This is a genomic window from Xanthomonas campestris pv. badrii (assembly GCF_012848175.1).
GTDB classification, from domain to species: domain Bacteria; phylum Pseudomonadota; class Gammaproteobacteria; order Xanthomonadales; family Xanthomonadaceae; genus Xanthomonas; species Xanthomonas campestris_C.
Genome location: NZ_CP051651.1, coordinates 2,137,275 through 2,154,536, shown reverse-complemented (window position 1 = coordinate 2,154,536; position 17,262 = coordinate 2,137,275). Strand labels below are relative to the sequence as shown.

Here is a 17,262-nt window from a genome sequence, read left to right as displayed (position 1 = left end):
CTTGCACGTCGCACACATGCACCACGCAGCGTGCGCCGGCGGACTGGCATCATGCACGCGCGATCGCCGATCTGCGGTTGGCTCGGCCTTGTATCGCAACACGCTTGCGGTGGCGTTCGCTTTGGGTGCGTTCGTTCACGTCAATGTCCATCGCTGGGCGGCGCGCGGCAACGACGTGGCTTACCTGAGCAGCGTCGTCGTGCCGGCGCCGCGCAAGTGCGGCGCTGCGGCGGTGAAATCTGTCGCTGCGGTGCGAGGGCCGCATGCCCCCCCCGAAAGAGTGAGCGATCGGCCTCACCATCAGGGGTGGGGCGATGCCCGGGTTCACCGCACCATGGCGTCATTCCCCGCCGGAGACGCCGCATGGCACGTCTGATCGCCACAGGCCGCCCCGATTTGCTGACAGGCGCCGTGACGTCGTCGCATGCCTCACGCGCACGTGCCGTGGCAAGAGCGCTGCATTACATCGAAACGCATCTGTGCGAGCCGATCGGCGTCGCGCAACTGGCCGGCGCTGCCTGCATGAGCCGTTTCCATTTCGCGCGGGTGTTTCGCGATGCCGTCGGTGCCAGCCCGATGCAGTATCTGCGCCGGCGTCGGCTCGAATGCGCGCAGGCCATGCTGCGCGAGGGCCGCCACACCATCAGCCAGATCGCCACCAATCTGTGCTTCTTCGACCAAAGCCATTTCGTTCGCAGCTTTCGCAACGCCACCGGCTGCACGCCTGCGCGCTTTGCTGCGCAGGTTGCGGTCGATCGCTCTCTCGCAGCACCCGCACCGCGTGTGCATCGGCACAACGCGCATCCCTTTTCTACTTCCCTGGAGCACTACGCATGACCACCGCCACCGCCGTCCCCGGTCACTCCCTGCTGTCGCCGGGCGATCACACCTTGATCCTGATCGACCATCAATCGCAGATGGCCTTTGCCACCCACACCATCGACATCTCGGCACTGCGCAACAACGTGTCGCTGATCGCCAAGGGCGCCAAGGGCTTCAAGGTGCCGGTGATCCTGACCACAGTGGCGGAAAAATCGTTCTCCGGCCCGCTGTTTCCGGAGTTGCCGGAGATCTTTCCGGGCGAGCCGGTGTTCGATCGCACCAGCATGAACGCCTGGGAAGACCAGGGCGTGATCGATCGCATCAATGCCATCGGCAAGCAGCGCCTGGTCATCGCCGGGCTGTGGACCAGCGTGTGCATTGTTGGCCCGACCCTGTCGGCCATCGAGCAGGGCTTCGAGGTCTACGTCATCACCGACGCTTGCGGCGATGTGAGCGAGGAAGCGCACGAACGCGCTGTCACCCGCATGGTGCAGGCGGGCGCCGCGCCGATGACCAGCGTGCAGTACCTGCTGGAATTGCAGCGCGATTGGGCGCGTAGTGAAACCTACGACCTCACCACCGGCATCGCCCGCGCGCACGCCGGCGGCTACGGCATCGGCATTCAGTACGCCAAGAGCATGTTCGGCGCCCAGGAAGGCGGGCATTGAACGTAACTGCGCGGCGCAGTCACACCGGCACCGCAGCGGCGCTGTTGCTGCTGCGCGTTGCCGGCGGCGGCTTCCTGCTGCCGCATGGGCTGGGCAAATTGCTGGGCTGGTTCGGTGGGCCGGGGGTGAGCGGGTTTGCGGGCGAGCTGCAGCAGTTCGGTTTTCCGTCCTCCGCACCCTTGCCGCTGTTGCTGGCCTTGGTGCAGACGCTGTCCGGGCTGGCGGTGCTGCTCGGGCTCTGGACCCGTGCGAGTGCCGCACTGGCGGCGGCATTCATCGCCACCACCGTGCTGGTCGCGGTGCCGAAGGGATGGTTCTGGATGCACGGCGGCATGGAGTATCCGTCGATGTGGCTGCTCGTGCTGCTGGCGCTGGTCGCCGCCGGCGGTGGCGAGTGGTCGTTGGATGGTCTGCGCCGGGGTACTGCGGGATGAGTCACGCGCCGAGTGGTCACGATGCCGGGCGGCGCCTGTGGATGCAGGGTGCCGCGGCCGGTCTTGCGCTGGGCGTCCTGCCCGGCACTTCCTTTGCTTCGAGGACGCCTGTCATGGCCGATCTGGTCGTTCGCAATGCCCGCATCACCACGCTTGATCCGCGTCAGCCCAATGCCACCGCGCTTGCCGTCAGCGATGGCCGCATCCTGGCCGTGGGCGACGATGCGCAGATCATGGCCTTGGCCCAGGGGGCGCGCGTCATCGATGCGCAGGGGCGGCGTCTGCTGCCTGGCCTCAACGACAGCCATACCCACCTGATCCGCGGCGGGCTCAACTACAACCTGGAGTTGCGTTGGGACGGCGTGCGTTCGCTTGCCGATGCAATGGCCATGCTCAAAGCACAGGTCGATCGCACGCCGGCGCCGCAGTGGGTGCGGGTGGTTGGTGGGTTCACCTCGCATCAGTTCGCCGAAAAGCGGCTGCCCACGCTGGACGAGATCAATGCGATTGCGCCGGACACGCCGGTATTCCTGCTGCATCTGTACGACCGCGCCTTGCTCAATCGTGCCGCCTTGCGCGCCTGCGGTTACGACAAGAGCACGCAGGACCCGCCTGGCGGGCGCATCGAACGCGACAAGCTGGGCAATCCTACCGGGCTGCTGTTGGCCAAGCCCAATGCACTGATCCTGTATGCAAGCCTCGCCAAAGGCCCACGCCTGCCGGTGGAATACCAGGCCAATTCCACCCGCCATTTCATGCGCGAACTCAACCGGCTGGGCATCACCTCGGTGATCGATGCCGGTGGCGGCTTCCAGAATTATCCGGAGGACTACCAGGTCATCGAACAACTGCATGCGGCCGACCAGTTGAGCGTGCGCATTGCCTACAACCTGTTTACCCAGAACAAGGGCAAGGAGGTTCAGGATTTTCGCGGCTGGACCGAGCTGCTGCCTGCGCGCAAGGGGGATGATCTGTTGCGTCATAACGGTGCCGGCGAAATGCTGGTGTTCTCTGCGGCAGACTTCGAACTGTTCAGCGAGCCACGGCCGGAGCTGCCGCCGGAGCTGGAACCCGAACTGGAGCAGGTGGTGCGGCTGCTGGTCGAAAAACGCTGGCCATTCCGCATCCATGCCACCTATGACGAAAGCATCGCGCGCATTCTCGATGTGTACGAAAAGGTCAATGCCGACATCCCGTTCGATGGCCTGCACTGGTTCATCGATCACGCCGAAGCCATCACCCCGCGCAACATCGACCGCATCCGCGCCTTGAATGGCGGCATCGCCGTGCAACACCGCATGGCCTACCAGGGTGAGGCATTTGTGGAACGCTATGGCGTACAGGCGGCGCGACACACGCCACCGGTGCGGTGCATGCTGGCGGCGGGTGTCCCGGTGGGCGCCGGCACCGATGCCACGCGGGTGGCAAGCTACAACCCATGGGTGGCGCTGTCGTGGCTGGTCACCGGCCGTACCGTTGGCGGGCTGGCCTTGTATGGCGAGGAAAACCTGCTCGATCGCGAGCAGGCGCTGCGCCTGTGGACACAGGGCAGTGCATGGTTCTCCGGCGACGAGTCCACCAAGGGCACCCTGGTAGCCGGGCAACTGGCGGACTTCATCGTGTTGTCGGACGACTATTTCCGAGTCGACGATGCCGCCATTGCCGACATCACCAGCGTGCTGACCGTGTTGGGCGGGCGCGTGGTGCATGGCGATGGCGACTTCGCCACGCTGGCACCGAACTTGCCGCCTGCGATGCCGGACTGGTCGCCGGTCAACCGCTTTGGTGGCTACCACGTGGGCGGCGGGGTCAGCGGACTGGCCAGTGCCGCGCACGTGCATGGCCACGGCTGCCAGGCGCACGGGCCCCACCAACATGCCGCCCAGCACGCCGCACCCAGCGGCGATCTGCGTGGCTTCTGGGGCGCATTGGGGTGTTCATGCTTCGCGTTCTGAAACCGGCCTCGCCGCCACGCACCTGCAGGTGCGGGCCGCGTCGCCGCGCCGTCCGTCCTGCCTCGTCAACTGGAGCTTGGCCGCAATGATTTCTTCTGCTGCACCTGCCGATGGCGGTGCCTGGGCGCCGCTGCGTGAGCCGATCTTCCGTGCGCTGTGGCTGGCGATCCTGGGCAGCAATATCGGCACCTGGATCAACGATGTCGCCGCATCCTGGGTCATGGCCGAGCAGACCGGGTCGCCGCTGATGGTGGCCGCGGTGCAGTCGGCCACCACCTTGCCGGTGGTGCTGTTTGCATTGGCCGCCGGCACCCTGGCCGACATCGTCGACCGCCGCCGTTACCTGATCCTCACCCAGGGCTGGATGCTGCTGGTGGCCGGCGCGCTGGCGCTGCTGGCGCATCTGCACCTGCTCACCCCCTGGGTGCTGGTGGCACTGACCTTTGCCATGGGCATGGGCGCGGCGATGGCGATGCCCGCACAGGCGGCGATCGTGTCCGAACTGGTGCCACGCCCGATGCTGGCCTCGGCGGTGGCGCTCAATTCGATCGGCATGAACATCGCGCGTTCGATCGGCCCGGCGATCGGTGGGCTGATCGTGTCGCAGTTCGGCCCGCCATGGGCATTCCTGCTCAACGGGGTGACCTTCGGCCTGATGTTGCTGGTGCTGTGGCGTTGGCGCCGCGATGCGCATGCTTCGGCGTTGCCGCCGGAGAGTTTCGGCGCGGGCCTGCGCGCGGGCCTGCGCTACGCCGCACGTGCCGGCAGGCTGCAGGCGGTGTTGATCAAGGCGGCCGGGTTCTTCCTGTTTGCCAGTGCACTGACTGCATTGTTGCCGTTGGTGGTGCGCCGCGAGATGCAGCTGGGCGCGGGCAGTTACGGCATCCTGTTGGGCTGCATCGGTATCGGCGCGATCAGTGGCGCGTTGCTGCTGCCACGCCTGCGCGCGCGCTACGACCGCGACCTGCTGGTGTTCGTCGCCACGCTGGTGTGCGCGGCATCGCTGCTGGGCCTGTCGCTGTCGCGTGAGATCGCGGTGCTGTGCGTGGTGATGATCGTCAACGGCCTGGCCTGGATCACCGTGCTGTCGTCCTTGCAGATCGCCGCGCAGACCGCAGTGCCAGCATGGGTGCGTGCACGTGCGCTGTCGCTGTACATCGTGGTGTTCTCGGCAGGCATGGCGACCGGCTCGCTGGCCTGGGGCGCGTTGGCGCAGCGCACCTCGATCGCGGTTGCCTTGCAGATCGCTGCCGCTGGCGCGGTGCTCGCCGCGTTGCTGGTCAAGCGGGCGCGCATTGCCGGCACCGAACAGCTGGATCTGGCGCCCGGCGGGCATTGGCCCGTACCGGCACAATCGGACGCGGTGGGACATGATCGCGGCCCGGTGCTGGTGACGGTGGAATACCGCATCGACGCCGATGCGCGCGCCACCTTCATACAGCTGATGACGCAGCTGGGCAACGCGCGACGTCGCGACGGCGCGGTGGTGTGGGGCATTGCCGAAGACGCCGCAACGCCGGGCGTGCAACTCGAATACTTCATCGTTGCCTCGTGGCTGGAGCATCTGCGACAGCACGAACGCGTCACCGGTGATGATCGCCACTTGCAGGAACAGATCCGTGCCCTGCATCAGGGCGAACGTGCGCCGGTGGTACGCCATTTCGTGGGCGGTGGCGGTGCATCATTGCCACCGCATGCGCATTCGGATATCTGACGACCGCCGATCGGAACTGCATCGGGGATCGACGACTGGTTCAGGTGGTTATGCACCGGTCCAGTTCTCGATCCCAATGGGCCATCTGCACCCTCCAGGGACTGCGCGTGCCGGCTGCCCTGCCGAGCCTGGATGCAACTTGCCCAGCGTCGACGCATAGAAAAGGCCGGCTCTCACGAGCCGGCCTTTTTCGATCCATTCAAACCAGATCAGGCTTTGGCAAACGCCAGCAGATCCTTGTTGAACTGATCGGCGTGGGTGATGGTCAGCCCATGCGGCGCGCCGGCGTAGATCTTCAGTTCTGCATTCTTGATGATCTTGGACGACAGCTTGGCCGAGGCATCGATCGGCACGATCTGGTCGTCGTCGCCATGCACCACCAGCGCCGGCACATCGATCTTCTTCAGGTCGGGGGTGTAATCGACTTCGGAGAATTCCCTGATGCAGTCGTACTGGCCCTTGTGGCCGCCCAGCATGCCCCGCAGCCAGAACGCATCGCGCATGCCCTGGGTAACCTTGTTGCCGTCACGGTTGGCGCCGAAGAACGGGGTGGTCAGGTCCTTGTAGAACTGCGAACGGTCCTTGGCCACACCCTCGCGGATGCCGTCGAACACGCTCATCGGCAGGCCGCCTGGATTGGTCGGGCTCTTGACCATCTGCGGCGGCACCGCGCCCACCAGCACCACCTTGGCCACGCGCTTGCTGCCGTGGCGACCCACGTAATGCGCCACTTCGCCACCGCCGGTGGAGTGGCCGACCAGGATCGCGTCCTTCAGATCCAGCGCGTCGAGCACCGCCGCCAGATCGTCGGCGTAGGTGTCCATGTTGTTGCCGTCCCAGGTCTGGCTGGAGCGGCCGTGGCTGCGGCGGTCGTGCGCGATGACGCGGTAGCCGTGCTGGCCCATGAACAGCATCTGCGAGTCCCAGGCATCGCCGCTGAGCGGCCAGCCATGCGCGAACACGACCGGCTGGCCCTTGCCCCAGTCCTTGTAAAAAATGTTGGCGCCATCGGGACGTTTGACGAAATTGGACATCGGGTTGACTCCGTGGGTTGACGAGGGGTGCGCGGTGGTGGGAACGGCAGGTGCAGCGGCGGTTGCAAATGCGGGCAGCGACAACGCTGCCACCGCGGCGGTACTGGAGAGGAGAAAGTTGCGGCGTCCGGTGTCGGTCGGAGGCGCCTCGAAAGGATCCATAGAAACTCCTGTGAGCGAGGGCATGCAGCCCGGCGGTCGCATGACGCAATGCAGGTCATGCGCACACGCGCCACCTGCGGTGACGCAGGCCAAGGACCAGCCGGTGCATGCCGGCAGTAGACCGCTTGCAGTGCTCGCGCAGATTGCATCTGCGTGCGCTCTGCTCGGCGCAATCGCCGCGCTGCGGATCAGCTCGATTACGACAGGCAGAGACGATTCGATCGATCAGCATCGACCACGTACAGAGCGGCGCTGATGCTGCGTAGCGTTTGACCGCATGCCATCAGCCGCCGGCCTCTGCATGCGTCGATGCCCGGATCAGACCACTGTTGGCAACCTTCAGTGCAGCGCGGTGTCCCACAGCAGCTTGACGTTCAACGCCACGATCACCAACGCAATCACCCAGGCGGTGCGTACCAGCCAGGCCGGTGCCACCAGCGCGCCCATCAGTTGCCGGTCGGAGACGAAGCGCACCAGCGGGATCACCGCAAACGGCAACTGCATCGACAGCACGACCTGGCTCAGCACCAATAGCCGCGCCGTGCCGGCTTCGCCATACAGCCAGGTGACCACCACCACCGGCACGATGGCGATGCCGCGGGTGAGCAGGCGGCGCAGCCACGGCGCCAACCGCAATTGCAGGAAGCCTTCCATCACGATCTGCCCGGCCAGCGTCGCGGTCACGGTGGAATTGACGCCGGAGGCGAGTAGGGCGAGCGCGAACAGGGTCGAGGCCAGGCCCACGCCCAGCATCGGTGCGAGCAGGGCATGCGCCTGCTCGATCTCCTGCACGTCGGTGCGCCCCTGCGCATGGAACACCGCCGCGGCCAGGATCAGGATCGAGGCATTGATGAACAACGCGAACATCAGCGCCACCGTGCTGTCGGTGACCGCCCAGCGCAAGGCCGAGCGGCGCCCCGTGTCCGTGCGCGGGTAGGCACGCGTCTGCACGATCGACGAATGCAGATACAGGTTATGCGGCATCACCGTCGCGCCGATGATGCCGATCGCCAGATACAACGCCTGCGGGTCGCTCACCACCTGCGCACGTGGGATGAAGCCACCCAGCACCGCTGCGATCGGCGGTGCGGCCAGCGCGATCTGGATGCCGAAGCACACGAAGATGATCAGCAGCAACGCCATCACGAAGGCTTCCAGGGCACGGAAGCCCCGGTTCATCAGCAGCAGCACCAGCACCACATCCACCGCGGTGATGATCGCACCCAGCGTCAGCTCAATGCCGAACAACAGTTTCAGCGCGATCGCGGTGCCGATCACCTCGGCCAGGTCGCAGGCGATGATCGCCAGCTCGCACAGCCCCCACAGCGCCAGGTTCAGCGCACGCGGGTAGCGCGCCCGGCAGGCCTGCGCCAGGTCCAGCCCGGTGGCGACGCCCAGCCGCGCCGACAGGCTCTGCAGCACGATCGCCATGAGGTTGGACAGCAGGATCACCGATAGCAGCAGGTAGCCGAACTGCGAACCACCGGCCAGATCGGTGGCCCAGTTGCCCGGGTCCATGTAGCCAACCGACACCATGTAGCCCGGGCCCAGGAACGCCAGCAGGCGGAACCACCAGTGGCCCCTGCCGGGCACGGCGATGCTGGCGTGGTGGTCGCCCAGGCCGCCGGTTAGAGGGGCAGGCGAAGGGGCAGCAGCGAGCTTGTCGACGGGCATGCGGGGACGGGGACGAGGGATTGGCCGCATGATATAGCATTTGCTATGCTGTTGAGCATTGGCAAACTCAATCGTATTGATCGGTCGCGTGCCTCACACTACGCATCCCGGCACCGATTCCGGACGCAATCACGAGGGCAAGGGTGGGCAAGAGCGAAAAGCTGGAGGCGGCCACGCCGTCCCTGATCGATGCGCAGGTGCATATGGAAAGCTTCCGCCAGGTGCGCGAAGCGCGCCGCGCCGAGCTGGTCGAGGACTACGTGGAGCTGATCTCCGATCTGCTGGTCGACGGCGGCGAGGCACGCCAGGTCGACATCGCCGCGCGTCTGGGTGTAGCCCAGCCCACGGTGGCCAAGATGCTCAAGCGGCTGGTGCGGGATGGCTGGGTGGTGCAACGTCCGTATCGCGGCGTGTTCCTGACCCCGGCCGGCGAGGCGCTGGCTGCCTCCAGCCGCCAGCGCCACCAAATCGTCGAGCGCTTTCTGCTGGCGCTGGGCATCGACGAAGCCACCGCGCGTCGCGATGCCGAAGGCATCGAGCACCATGTCAGCGAGGCCACCGTGGCCGCCTTCGCCGCGTTCCTGGATCGCCAGGGCGGCAGCGCGGCGTGAGCGTGTCGCCCGATTGCAGCATCGACGACGCGCCGCAGCTGCTGCTGGACCGGCAGTGGATGCAGCACGCCCTGCAGCTGGCTGCACGCGCCGAGCGCGACTACGACGAGATCCCGGTCGGCGCGGTGCTGATCGATGCGCAGGGCCAGGTGCTGGGCGAGGGCTGGAACTTCAACATCGCCAGCCACGACCCCAGCGCGCATGCCGAGATCGTGGCGATGCGCGAGGCCGGGCGCCGGCTGGCCAATCACCGCCTGCTCGGCTGCACGCTGTACGTCACCCTGGAGCCGTGCGCGATGTGCGCCATGGCGATGATCCATGCGCGTATCGCGCGGGTGGTGTTTGCCGCCAGCGACCCGAAGACCGGTGCCTGCGGCAGCGTGTTCGATCTGCTGGCCGACCCGCGCCACAACCACCGCGTGCAGGTGACCGGCGGGGTCCTTGCGGCCGAGGCGAGCCTGCGGCTGACCAATTACTTTCGGGCAAAGCGCGGCAAGCCGCCGCTGCTGCCGTGAGCCACATCGGCGCGGTATGATGCGCGCCCTTTCCAGCACCTGGCCGGCGACGGCCATCCACAGGACGGCGATATGGCAGACACCCTCGCAGGCAACGACCGACTGATCTGGATCGATCTGGAAATGACCGGCCTGGACACCGACCAGGATTCGATCATCGAGATCGCCACCATCGTGACCGATGCGCAGTTGAACGTGCTTGCCGAAGGACCGGAACTGGCCATCGCCCATCCGCTGGAAACGCTGGAAGCGATGGATGAGTGGAACCGCAACCAGCATCGCCGTTCGGGCCTGTGGCAGCGCGTGCTGGACAGTCAGGTCACCCACGCACAGGCCGAGGCGCAGACCGTGGCGTTCTTGAGCGAATGGATCCGTGCCGGCGCCTCGCCGATGTGCGGCAACTCGATCTGCCAGGATCGCCGCTTCCTGCACCGCCAGATGTCGCGCCTGGAGCGTTACTTCCATTACCGCAACCTGGACGTGTCCACCATCAAGGAACTGGCGCGGCGCTGGGCACCGACGGTGGCCAATGGGTTTGCCAAGAGTTCGGCGCACACCGCGCTGAGCGATGTACGCGACTCCATTGCCGAGCTGCGTCACTACCGGCAGTTCATGGGTGCACTGGGCGGCGATACCGCCGCCGGTGTGGAAGGCTGAGCGTTGACGGTGGCGGACGACCACTGGGGGTGATCCCAGGCGGACGTGTGCCGCGCGCAGCCCCGGAACTTCCCGGCAGCGTGCCAACCTGATACTCGCGCCGGAAGCACGGTTGGCGAACAAAAAAGGCCGCATCCTTCGATGCGGCCTTTGCTTTTTCAGTGAATCGAGCTTAGCGCGCCAGCGGTGGCCCCTTGCTGACATCGCCATCGTCGGCGATGCCCTTGAGCAGCAGATCGGAGATCGGCTTGCCGTCGGCGTCGTGGTGATACACGTGCAGATCGCGCTGCGGATACGGAATGTTGAGCCCGTTCTCCAGCAACTGATTGCGGATCTGCTCCAGCGTGCTGCTCTTGGCCGCGCCGAAGTTGCCGTTGGTGGAGTAGGCGAACAACATCAGATCGACCGTGCTCTCGCCCAGGTTGGTGACCTGCACGAACGGTGCGGGCGAATCCAGGATATTGGGGTTGTCCTTGGCGATCTGCAGCAACAGCTGCTGCGCCTTCTTCAGGTCATCGCCATAGCCCACGCCCACCGTCACTTCCAGCCTGCGGTTGGGCAGGGTGCTGTAGTTGATGATGGGGGCGGTGGTGATGGTGCTGTTGGGCAGGGTGATCATGCGTTCGTCGAACGAGCGGATCCGGGTCTGGAAGATCCGGATCTCGTCCACGATGCCTTCCTGGCCTGCGATCAGCACATGGTCGCCATCGCGCATCGGCCGCAACACGATCAGCATGACCCCGGCAGCGATGTTGGAGAGCGAGTCCTTCAACGCCAGGCCAACCGCCAGGCCTGCCGCGCCCAGTACCGCGATCAACGACGTCGGCGGCACGCCGATCTGGCTCAAGGCACTCACGAAGACCAGCACCAGCAGCAGCGCGTAGATCACGTTGCGCAAGAAGTTGGTCAACGTGATTTCGACGCGTGCCCGCGTCAGCGCACGATGCAACCATTGACTGAGCTGCTTGGCCAGCCACATGCCGACCACGACGATCAGCAGTGCGACGCCCCAATTGAGCGCGTACTGCGCCCATGGAATGGCTGCCCAATTGAACGCAGGCTCGTTGACGACCGCCGGCTTGGCCGCTACGGCTCCTGCCGCCGCCGCCGGCTTTGCAGCCGCTGCTCCCGCAGCGGCCGCCATCATTGCCCCCAGCACTCCCATCAGCTCTCGCTCTTGAGCTTGGCCAGGCGCAGCCAGGTATCGACCACGGTGTCAGGATTCAGCGACACCGACTCGATCCCTTCCTGCATCAACCACTCGGCCAGTTCCGGGTGATCCGACGGCCCCTGGCCGCAGATGCCCACGTACTTGCCCTTGGCGCGCGCCGACTTGATCGCCATCGACAGCAGCTTCTTCACCGCCGGATTCCGCTCGTCGAACAGGTGCGCCACGATCGACGAATCGCGGTCCAGGCCCAGGGTCAGCTGGGTCAGGTCGTTGGAGCCGATCGAGAAGCCGTCGAAGATGTCCAGGAACTCGTCGGCCAGCAGCGCATTGGACGGCAGCTCGCACATCATGATGATCTTCAAGCCCGGCTTTCCATCAGCACCGTCGCCTTGCTTGAGCCCGTTCTGCTCCAGCACCTCGATCACCTTGCGGCCTTCCTCCAGCGTGCGCACGAACGGGATCATCACCCAGAGGTTGTCCAGGCCCATCTCGTTGCGCACCTTCAGCACCGCCTTGCACTCCAGCGCGAAGGCCTTGGTGAAGGACGGGTCGACGTAGCGGCTGGCGCCGCGGAAGCCGATCATCGGGTTCTCTTCATGCGGCTCGTAGCGCGAGCCGCCGATCAGGTTGGCGTACTCGTTGGACTTGAAGTCCGACAACCGCACGATCACCGTGTTCGGGGCCACCGAGGCGGTCAGCGTGGCGATGCCCTCGGCCAGGCGGTTGACGTAGAAGCTCACCGGATCGCCATAGCCGGCGATCTTGGCATCGATCTTCTTGCGCACGTCCGCGTCCTGCTTGTCGTATTCCAGCAGCGCGTTCGGATGGATGCCGATATGCGCGGCGATGATCATCTCCAGGCGCGCCAGGCCGATACCGGCGTTGGGCAACTGGCCGAAGTCGAACGCCCGCTCCGGGTTGGCCACGTTCATCATGATCTTGAGCGGGGCAGGCGGCATGTTGCCCAGGTCGGTGGTGGTGCGCTCGAACGGCAGCAGGCCGTCGTAGATGAAGCCGGTATCGCCCTCGGCGCAGCTCACCGTCACTTCCTGGCCATCGTTGATCACATCGGTGGCATTGCCCGAACCAACCACGGCCGGCACGCCCAGCTCTCGGGCGATGATCGCCGCGTGGCAGGTGCGGCCGCCACGGTTGGTGACGATGGCCGAGGCGCGCTTCATCACCGGCTCCCAATCGGGGTCGGTCATGTCGGCGATCAGCACGTCGCCGGCCTGCACGCGGTTCATGTCCTCCAGCGAGCGCACCACGCGTGCGACGCCGCTGCCGATCTTGGCGCCGACCGCGCGGCCTTCCGCCAGTACCTTGGCGTCCTTGGCCTCCAGCGAGAAGCGCTCGATCTGGGTGGCGTGGCTGCGCGACTTCACCGTCTCCGGGCGCGCCTGCACGATGAACAGCTTGCCGCTGACACCGTCCTTGGCCCACTCGATATCCATCGGGCGGCCATAATGCTTTTCGATGACCAGGGCCTGCTTGGACAGTTCCTGCACGTCGTCATCGCTGATCGAGAAGGTGCTGCGCAGTTCCACCGGGGTGTCTTCGATGCGCACGCGTTCGCCGGGCACGTCCGAATACACCATGCGGATCGCCTTGCTGCCGAGCGAGCGGCGCAGGATCGCCGGCTTGCCGGCAGTGAGCGTGGGCTTGTAGACATAGAACTCGTCCGGATTGACCGCGCCCTGGACGACCATTTCGCCCAGGCCGAAGCTGGAGGTCACGAACACCACGTCGCGGAAGCCGGACTCGGTGTCCAGCGTGAACAGCACGCCCGACGAACCCACGCCCGAGCGCACCATCAACTGCACGCCGGCCGACAGGAACACGTCCTCGTGCTTGAAGCCGTGATGCACGCGATAGGCAATCGCACGGTCGTTATAGAGGCTGGCGAACACTTCCTTGACCTTGTGCACCACATCGTCGGCGCCGGTCACGTTGAGGAAGGTTTCCTGCTGGCCTGCGAATGAGGCGTCCGGCAGATCTTCGGCGGTCGCGGAAGAGCGGACCGCCACGGCCACTTCGCCACCGCCGTTTTCGGCGCACAGCGTGTCGTAGGCAGTGCGGATGTCGCGGTCCAGCTCCGGGTGCAGCGGGGCGTCGATCACCCAGCCGCGGATTTCCTTACCGGCCACGGTGAGGGCATCGACGTCCTCCACATCCAGCGTTTCGAGCTTGTCGAAGATGCGCTTGGACAGGTCGTTGTGGGCGATGAAGTCCTTGAACGCCTCGGCGGTGGTCGCATATCCACCCGGAACCGACACGCCCAGCCCGGCGAGGTTGCCGATCATCTCGCCGAGCGAGGAATTCTTACCGCCTACGCGGGCCAGATCGGCCAGGCGTAGCTCATGCAACCACAGGATATTCTCGTTCAAGCGCGATGCTCCGTATGGCCATCGCCCGAGCGGGCTGGATGGCCGCGTCCGTAGGAAGAAGCCGCTATGATGCAGTGCACAGTGGAATCTGCACAAGCATGAACCCGTAAGTTTTGGACACCAGTTCAAAGAGGTGGTCTTGATGTCAACAATCCGGCCGGTGTTCTACGTTTCCGATGGAACCGGTATCACCGCTGAAACGATTGGGCATAGCCTGCTCACCCAGTTCAGCGGATTCAACTTCGTTACCGACCGCATGTCGTTCATTGATGATGCAGAAAAAGCGCGCGATGCCGCGATGCGGGTGCGCGCCGCCGGCGAGCGGTATCAGGTGCGCCCGGTGGTGGTCAATTCGTGCGTGGATCCACAATTGAGCATGATCCTGGCCGAAAGCGGTGCGCTGATGCTGGACGTGTTCGCACCCTTCATCGAGCCGCTGGAGCGCGAGCTCAATGCGCCACGGCATTCGCGCGTGGGGCGTGCGCATGGCATGGTGGATTTCGAAACCTATCACCGGCGCATCAACGCGATGAACTTCGCGCTGAGCCACGACGACGGGATTGCGCTCAATTACGACGAGGCCGACGTGATCCTGGTGGCGGTGTCGCGCGCCGGCAAGACGCCGACCTGCATCTACCTGGCCTTGCATTACGGCATCCGCGCCGCCAACTACCCGTTGACTGAAGAAGACCTGGAAAACGAACGGCTACCGCCGCGCCTGCGCAATTACCGCAGCAAGCTGTTCGGCCTGACCATCGATCCGGAACGTCTGCAGCAGATCCGCCAGGAGCGTCGCGCCAATTCGCGCTACAGCGCGGCCGAGACCTGTCGGCGTGAGGTGGCGATCGCCGAGCGCATGTTCCAGATGGAGCGCATCCCCTCGCTCAGTACCACCAACACCTCGATCGAGGAAATCTCCAGCAAGGTGCTCTCTACGCTGGGGCTGCAGCGCGAGATGTTTTGAGGCTGGGATTGGTAGGGCGGGATTCGGGATTGGGCGAGCACGCGGCGCGTTTGCAATCTGGATGCGGCCTCGTTGGTCGTACGGTTTGTTGGCAAGCCGGAGAATCAAAGCGGGCGGGGCAGTGCTCCGCCAAGGTAGGCCTGTCGTCGGGCCCTCGTCAATGCTGCCCGTGCGGCAGCGCAGCGTGTAGGATCGGTGCATGGCCCAGACATTGAGCAAACTCGACATAATTCCCCGCCTGAGCCGGTTCGGCTGGCTGATGGGCCTGTATGCAGAGAACTTCCAGCATCTGACCCGCCTGTTCGCCCCGGGCGATCTGGCACCGGGATCGTATCTCTCGTCGATCGGCGATGGCCTGGACCTGCGCCTGGACGTGATCGAGTGCCACCGCTACACCGTCGAGCTGCGGCTGACCTACGACCTGTGCGACCCGGTCACCGGCGAGCCGGATCCCTCGGCGTATGTGCGCCTGTACCGCGATGCCCGGCAGGCGGAGACCACGCATTGCTATGTGGGCCGTCGCTGGCAGGATGTGATGGGCATGTTCCCGCCACCGGCCGAGCTGATCAGCCACCGTATGCGCATGAACACCTTCCTGGGCAAGTGGCTGGACTATCTGGCCGAGCGCGGCCATGGGGTGGCCACCTTGCGGCTGGACTCCGACCATGTCGCTCCGCCGAGGCCGGGCGCGCGGGCCGCTGCCGGCTGAGGTCGATCGCTGCGTTACGTCTGGATGGTGTAGCGGGCGCAACCATTGCAGCCGGCTGATCGCGACACTGACCTGGACGATGCAAGGCGGGATGGCGCCCGAGCGACGCCCAGGGTGCGGTCTGATCGAGACGAGGTTGCGTGCAGTGACCTGCACTGCGTCCAGGCCCTGGCATCGGTCATACTGATGCGCTTCGTGTCAGATCCCGTGCCATGCCCTATACCCCGATTGTCGCCACCCTGGGCTACCTGCTGTCGCCGGACGGCACGCAGGTGCTGATGATCCACCGCAATGCGCGTCCGGGCGATCAGCACCTGGGCAAGTACAACGGGCTAGGAGGCAAGGTGGAGCCGGAGGAGGACGTGCTGGCCTGCATGCGCCGCGAGATCCGCGAAGAGGCCGGTGTGGAGTGCGGCGACATGCAATTGCGCGGCACCATCAGCTGGCCCGGGTTCGGCAAGCAGGGCGAGGATTGGCTGGGGTTCGTGTTCCTGATCCGTAGCTTCGACGGCATCCCGCAGGCGTCCAATCCGGAAGGCACGCTGGAGTGGGTTTCCATCGCGCAGATGGATCAGGTGCCGATGTGGGAGGGCGACCGCAATTTCCTGCCGCTGGTATTCGACGGCGACCCGCGGCCGTTCCATGGCGTGATGCCGTACCGCGATGGGCGCATGCAGTCCTGGAGTTATTCGCGCGTCTGAGTGGTGATGCGGCGCTGGCGTGCTGCGCGCGAGCCTGGCCGTGTTCGGCCGTCACCGCCAAGGCAGCGGCCAGCGGGTGTGAGTCGCCTGGGACACGTCGCACGGTTTTCCACACCGCCTGTGGATGGACGCTGCGCAAGTCTGTGGACAACCCATGACAGGCCTTGCGCTGCAACGCTGTCAATCCGGCTGGTGAAAATTTCACCGCCGCGATTATTGGGCAGTCCAGCCGCCATCGATGGCAATGGATTGCCCGGTGATGTTGCGCGCTGCAGGCGTCATCAGAAACGCCACCGTGCCGGCCAGCTCGTCGTACTCGATGAAGGCGCCCTTGGGCATCGGCTTGAGCATCACATCGCCGATCACCGCCGCTTCGTCAATGCCGCGTGTGCGTGCCTGATCGGCGATCTGGCGCTCCACCAGCGGCGTACGTACATAGCTGGGGCAGAGCGTGTTGACGGTGATGTCGCAGTCGGCGGTTTCCAATGCGATCGCCTTGGCCAGGCCGACCAGGCCATGCTTGGCCGCAACATAGGCGCTCTTGTAGGGGCTGGCGACGAGCGAGTGGATGCTGCCGATGTTGACGATGCGCCCGTAGCCGGCTGCGCGCATGCCAGGCAACACCGCGCGGCTCAGGCGTGCGGCGCCGGTGAGCATCACATCCACCAGCAGCGCCCAGCGCTGCATCGGAAACTCTTCCAGCGCAGCCACCTGCTGCAGGCCGGCGTTGTTCACAAGCACCTGCGGCGCGCGCGATGCGCTGGCCAGTGCATCCACAATGCTGTCTTCATCGCTCACGTCCAGCGCCAGTGCCTCGGCCGAGCCGCCCGCCTGGCGCAGCTGCTGCGCGATCCGTTCGGCGGCGGCCAGGTCCAGGTCGCTGACCAGCAGATGGTGGCCGTCGCGGGCCAGATGGGTGGCGATGCCGGCGCCAATGCCGCTGCCGGCGCCAGTGATCAGGATGCTGCGCATCGGGTGTCCTCGGAAGTCGGGAGAGCGTGCGCGGCCGGATGCGGCCACGCTGATCGCCAGCCTAGCGGAGTGCGGGGGCAACGGTCGCCTGCGTGACGCGCGCGCGTTACCC

The 17,262-nt window shown here is 65.6% G+C and carries 16 protein-coding genes; 11 read left to right on the top strand and 5 right to left on the bottom strand.

Annotated features, from left to right (window positions below; translation table 11 throughout):
• Positions 1-363: 363 nt before the first annotated feature.
• The 5 genes from HG421_RS09080 to HG421_RS09060 all read left to right on the top strand — a co-directional run bounded on the left by HG421_RS09080 (position 364) and on the right by HG421_RS09060 (position 5,593).
• Positions 364-837, top strand: coding sequence for a helix-turn-helix transcriptional regulator (locus HG421_RS09080; RefSeq protein WP_169708142.1), 474 nt, complete (start codon positions 364-366; stop codon positions 835-837).
• Entirely contained in the window at positions 834-1,490 is a 657-nt protein-coding gene (locus tag HG421_RS09075; RefSeq protein WP_169706110.1) for a hydrolase, read from the top strand. The genes HG421_RS09080 and HG421_RS09075 overlap by 4 nt, the downstream gene beginning before the upstream one ends.
• Positions 1,487-1,924 carry a DoxX family protein gene (locus HG421_RS09070; protein ID WP_169706109.1) on the top strand — a complete coding sequence of 146 codons (438 nt, stop codon included), beginning with the start codon at positions 1,487-1,489 and terminating at the stop codon, positions 1,922-1,924. The genes HG421_RS09075 and HG421_RS09070 overlap by 4 nt, the downstream gene beginning before the upstream one ends.
• Before the next feature lie 113 nt (positions 1,925-2,037).
• Positions 2,038-3,879: an amidohydrolase gene (locus HG421_RS09065; RefSeq protein ID WP_211161797.1), complete on the top strand. Its 1,842-nt coding sequence runs from the start codon at positions 2,038-2,040 to the stop codon at positions 3,877-3,879.
• Between the two features lie 85 nt (positions 3,880-3,964).
• A complete protein-coding gene (locus HG421_RS09060; protein ID WP_169706107.1) occupies positions 3,965-5,593 on the top strand; it encodes an MFS transporter in 1,629 nt (542 codons plus the stop codon).
• Between the two features lie 209 nt (positions 5,594-5,802).
• Here HG421_RS09060 and HG421_RS09055 read toward each other — a convergent pair whose 3' ends face one another.
• Together HG421_RS09055 and HG421_RS09050 are read right to left on the bottom strand one after the other, a co-directional pair.
• Complete coding sequence (locus HG421_RS09055) at positions 5,803-6,627, bottom strand: alpha/beta fold hydrolase (RefSeq protein ID WP_169706106.1); 825 nt, start codon at positions 6,625-6,627, stop codon at positions 5,803-5,805.
• A 501-nt stretch (positions 6,628-7,128) separates the two neighbouring features.
• Complete coding sequence (locus HG421_RS09050) at positions 7,129-8,463, bottom strand: Nramp family divalent metal transporter (protein ID WP_169706105.1); 1,335 nt, start codon at positions 8,461-8,463, stop codon at positions 7,129-7,131.
• A 143-nt stretch (positions 8,464-8,606) separates the two neighbouring features.
• On the opposite strand from HG421_RS09050, the gene mntR reads away from it, so the two are divergent.
• From mntR to orn, 3 genes are all read left to right on the top strand, one after another.
• Complete coding sequence (gene mntR / locus HG421_RS09045) at positions 8,607-9,074, top strand: manganese-binding transcriptional regulator MntR (protein WP_029219987.1); 468 nt, start codon at positions 8,607-8,609, stop codon at positions 9,072-9,074.
• A gap of 59 nt (positions 9,075-9,133) precedes the next feature.
• On the top strand, positions 9,134-9,589 hold the full coding sequence (gene tadA, locus HG421_RS09040; protein ID WP_167394658.1) for a tRNA adenosine(34) deaminase TadA: 456 nt from the start codon (positions 9,134-9,136) through the stop codon (positions 9,587-9,589).
• 72 nt (positions 9,590-9,661) lie between these two features.
• Positions 9,662-10,246 carry an oligoribonuclease gene (gene orn, locus HG421_RS09035; protein ID WP_169706103.1) on the top strand — a complete coding sequence of 195 codons (585 nt, stop codon included), beginning with the start codon at positions 9,662-9,664 and terminating at the stop codon, positions 10,244-10,246.
• Between the two features lie 172 nt (positions 10,247-10,418).
• On the opposite strand, the gene HG421_RS09030 is transcribed toward orn, so the two are convergent.
• Together HG421_RS09030 and ppsA are read right to left on the bottom strand one after the other, a co-directional pair.
• On the bottom strand, positions 10,419-11,411 hold the full coding sequence (locus HG421_RS09030; RefSeq protein WP_169706102.1) for a mechanosensitive ion channel family protein: 993 nt from the start codon (positions 11,409-11,411) through the stop codon (positions 10,419-10,421).
• Positions 11,411-13,804, bottom strand: coding sequence for a phosphoenolpyruvate synthase (gene ppsA / locus HG421_RS09025; RefSeq protein WP_169706101.1), 2,394 nt, complete (start codon positions 13,802-13,804; stop codon positions 11,411-11,413). Before ppsA ends, HG421_RS09030 begins: the two co-directional genes overlap by 1 nt.
• Before the next feature lie 142 nt (positions 13,805-13,946).
• Between ppsA and ppsR the strand changes: the two genes are divergently transcribed.
• The 3 genes from ppsR to HG421_RS09010 all read left to right on the top strand — a co-directional run bounded on the left by ppsR (position 13,947) and on the right by HG421_RS09010 (position 16,178).
• Positions 13,947-14,768 (top strand): posphoenolpyruvate synthetase regulatory kinase/phosphorylase PpsR, encoded by an 822-nt coding sequence (gene ppsR / locus HG421_RS09020; RefSeq protein ID WP_047694908.1) that lies wholly within the window; start codon positions 13,947-13,949, stop codon positions 14,766-14,768.
• Between the two features lie 199 nt (positions 14,769-14,967).
• Positions 14,968-15,477, top strand: a complete 510-nt coding sequence (locus tag HG421_RS09015; RefSeq protein ID WP_169706100.1) for a DUF1249 domain-containing protein — start codon at positions 14,968-14,970, stop codon at positions 15,475-15,477.
• Positions 15,478-15,689: 212 nt separating this feature from the next.
• The gene (locus tag HG421_RS09010) at positions 15,690-16,178 is read left to right on the top strand and encodes an NUDIX hydrolase (protein ID WP_104542140.1); all 489 of its coding nucleotides are present in this window, start codon (positions 15,690-15,692) and stop codon (positions 16,176-16,178) included.
• Between the two features lie 213 nt (positions 16,179-16,391).
• Here the strand turns inward: HG421_RS09010 and HG421_RS09005 are convergent, their stop codons facing one another.
• A complete protein-coding gene (locus HG421_RS09005) occupies positions 16,392-17,150 on the bottom strand; it encodes a 3-hydroxybutyrate dehydrogenase (RefSeq protein ID WP_169706099.1) in 759 nt (252 codons plus the stop codon).
• Positions 17,151-17,262 lie beyond the last annotated feature (112 nt).

Bases quoted from the DNA above. Each gene is read 5' to 3' on its own strand.
- HG421_RS09080 (WP_169708142.1), top strand. From the start codon at position 364: ATGGCACGTCTGATCGCCACAGGCCGCCCCGATTTGCTGACAGGCGCC.
- HG421_RS09060 (WP_169706107.1), top strand. From the start codon at position 3,965: ATGATTTCTTCTGCTGCACCTGCCGATGGCGGTGCCTGGGCGCCGCTG.
- tadA (WP_167394658.1), top strand. From the start codon at position 9,134: ATGCAGCACGCCCTGCAGCTGGCTGCACGCGCCGAGCGCGACTACGAC.
- HG421_RS09030 (WP_169706102.1), bottom strand. From the start codon at position 11,411: ATGGGAGTGCTGGGGGCAATGATGGCGGCCGCTGCGGGAGCAGCGGCT.
- HG421_RS09005 (WP_169706099.1), bottom strand. From the start codon at position 17,150: ATGCGCAGCATCCTGATCACTGGCGCCGGCAGCGGCATTGGCGCCGGC.
- HG421_RS09050 (WP_169706105.1), bottom strand. From the start codon at position 8,463: ATGCCCGTCGACAAGCTCGCTGCTGCCCCTTCGCCTGCCCCTCTAACC.
- ppsR (WP_047694908.1), top strand. From the start codon at position 13,947: ATGTCAACAATCCGGCCGGTGTTCTACGTTTCCGATGGAACCGGTATC.
- HG421_RS09010 (WP_104542140.1), top strand. From the start codon at position 15,690: ATGCCCTATACCCCGATTGTCGCCACCCTGGGCTACCTGCTGTCGCCG.
- HG421_RS09065 (WP_211161797.1), top strand. From the start codon at position 2,038: ATGGCCGATCTGGTCGTTCGCAATGCCCGCATCACCACGCTTGATCCG.
- HG421_RS09055 (WP_169706106.1), bottom strand. From the start codon at position 6,627: ATGTCCAATTTCGTCAAACGTCCCGATGGCGCCAACATTTTTTACAAG.
- HG421_RS09075 (WP_169706110.1), top strand. From the start codon at position 834: ATGACCACCGCCACCGCCGTCCCCGGTCACTCCCTGCTGTCGCCGGGC.
- orn (WP_169706103.1), top strand. From the start codon at position 9,662: ATGGCAGACACCCTCGCAGGCAACGACCGACTGATCTGGATCGATCTG.
- HG421_RS09015 (WP_169706100.1), top strand. From the start codon at position 14,968: ATGGCCCAGACATTGAGCAAACTCGACATAATTCCCCGCCTGAGCCGG.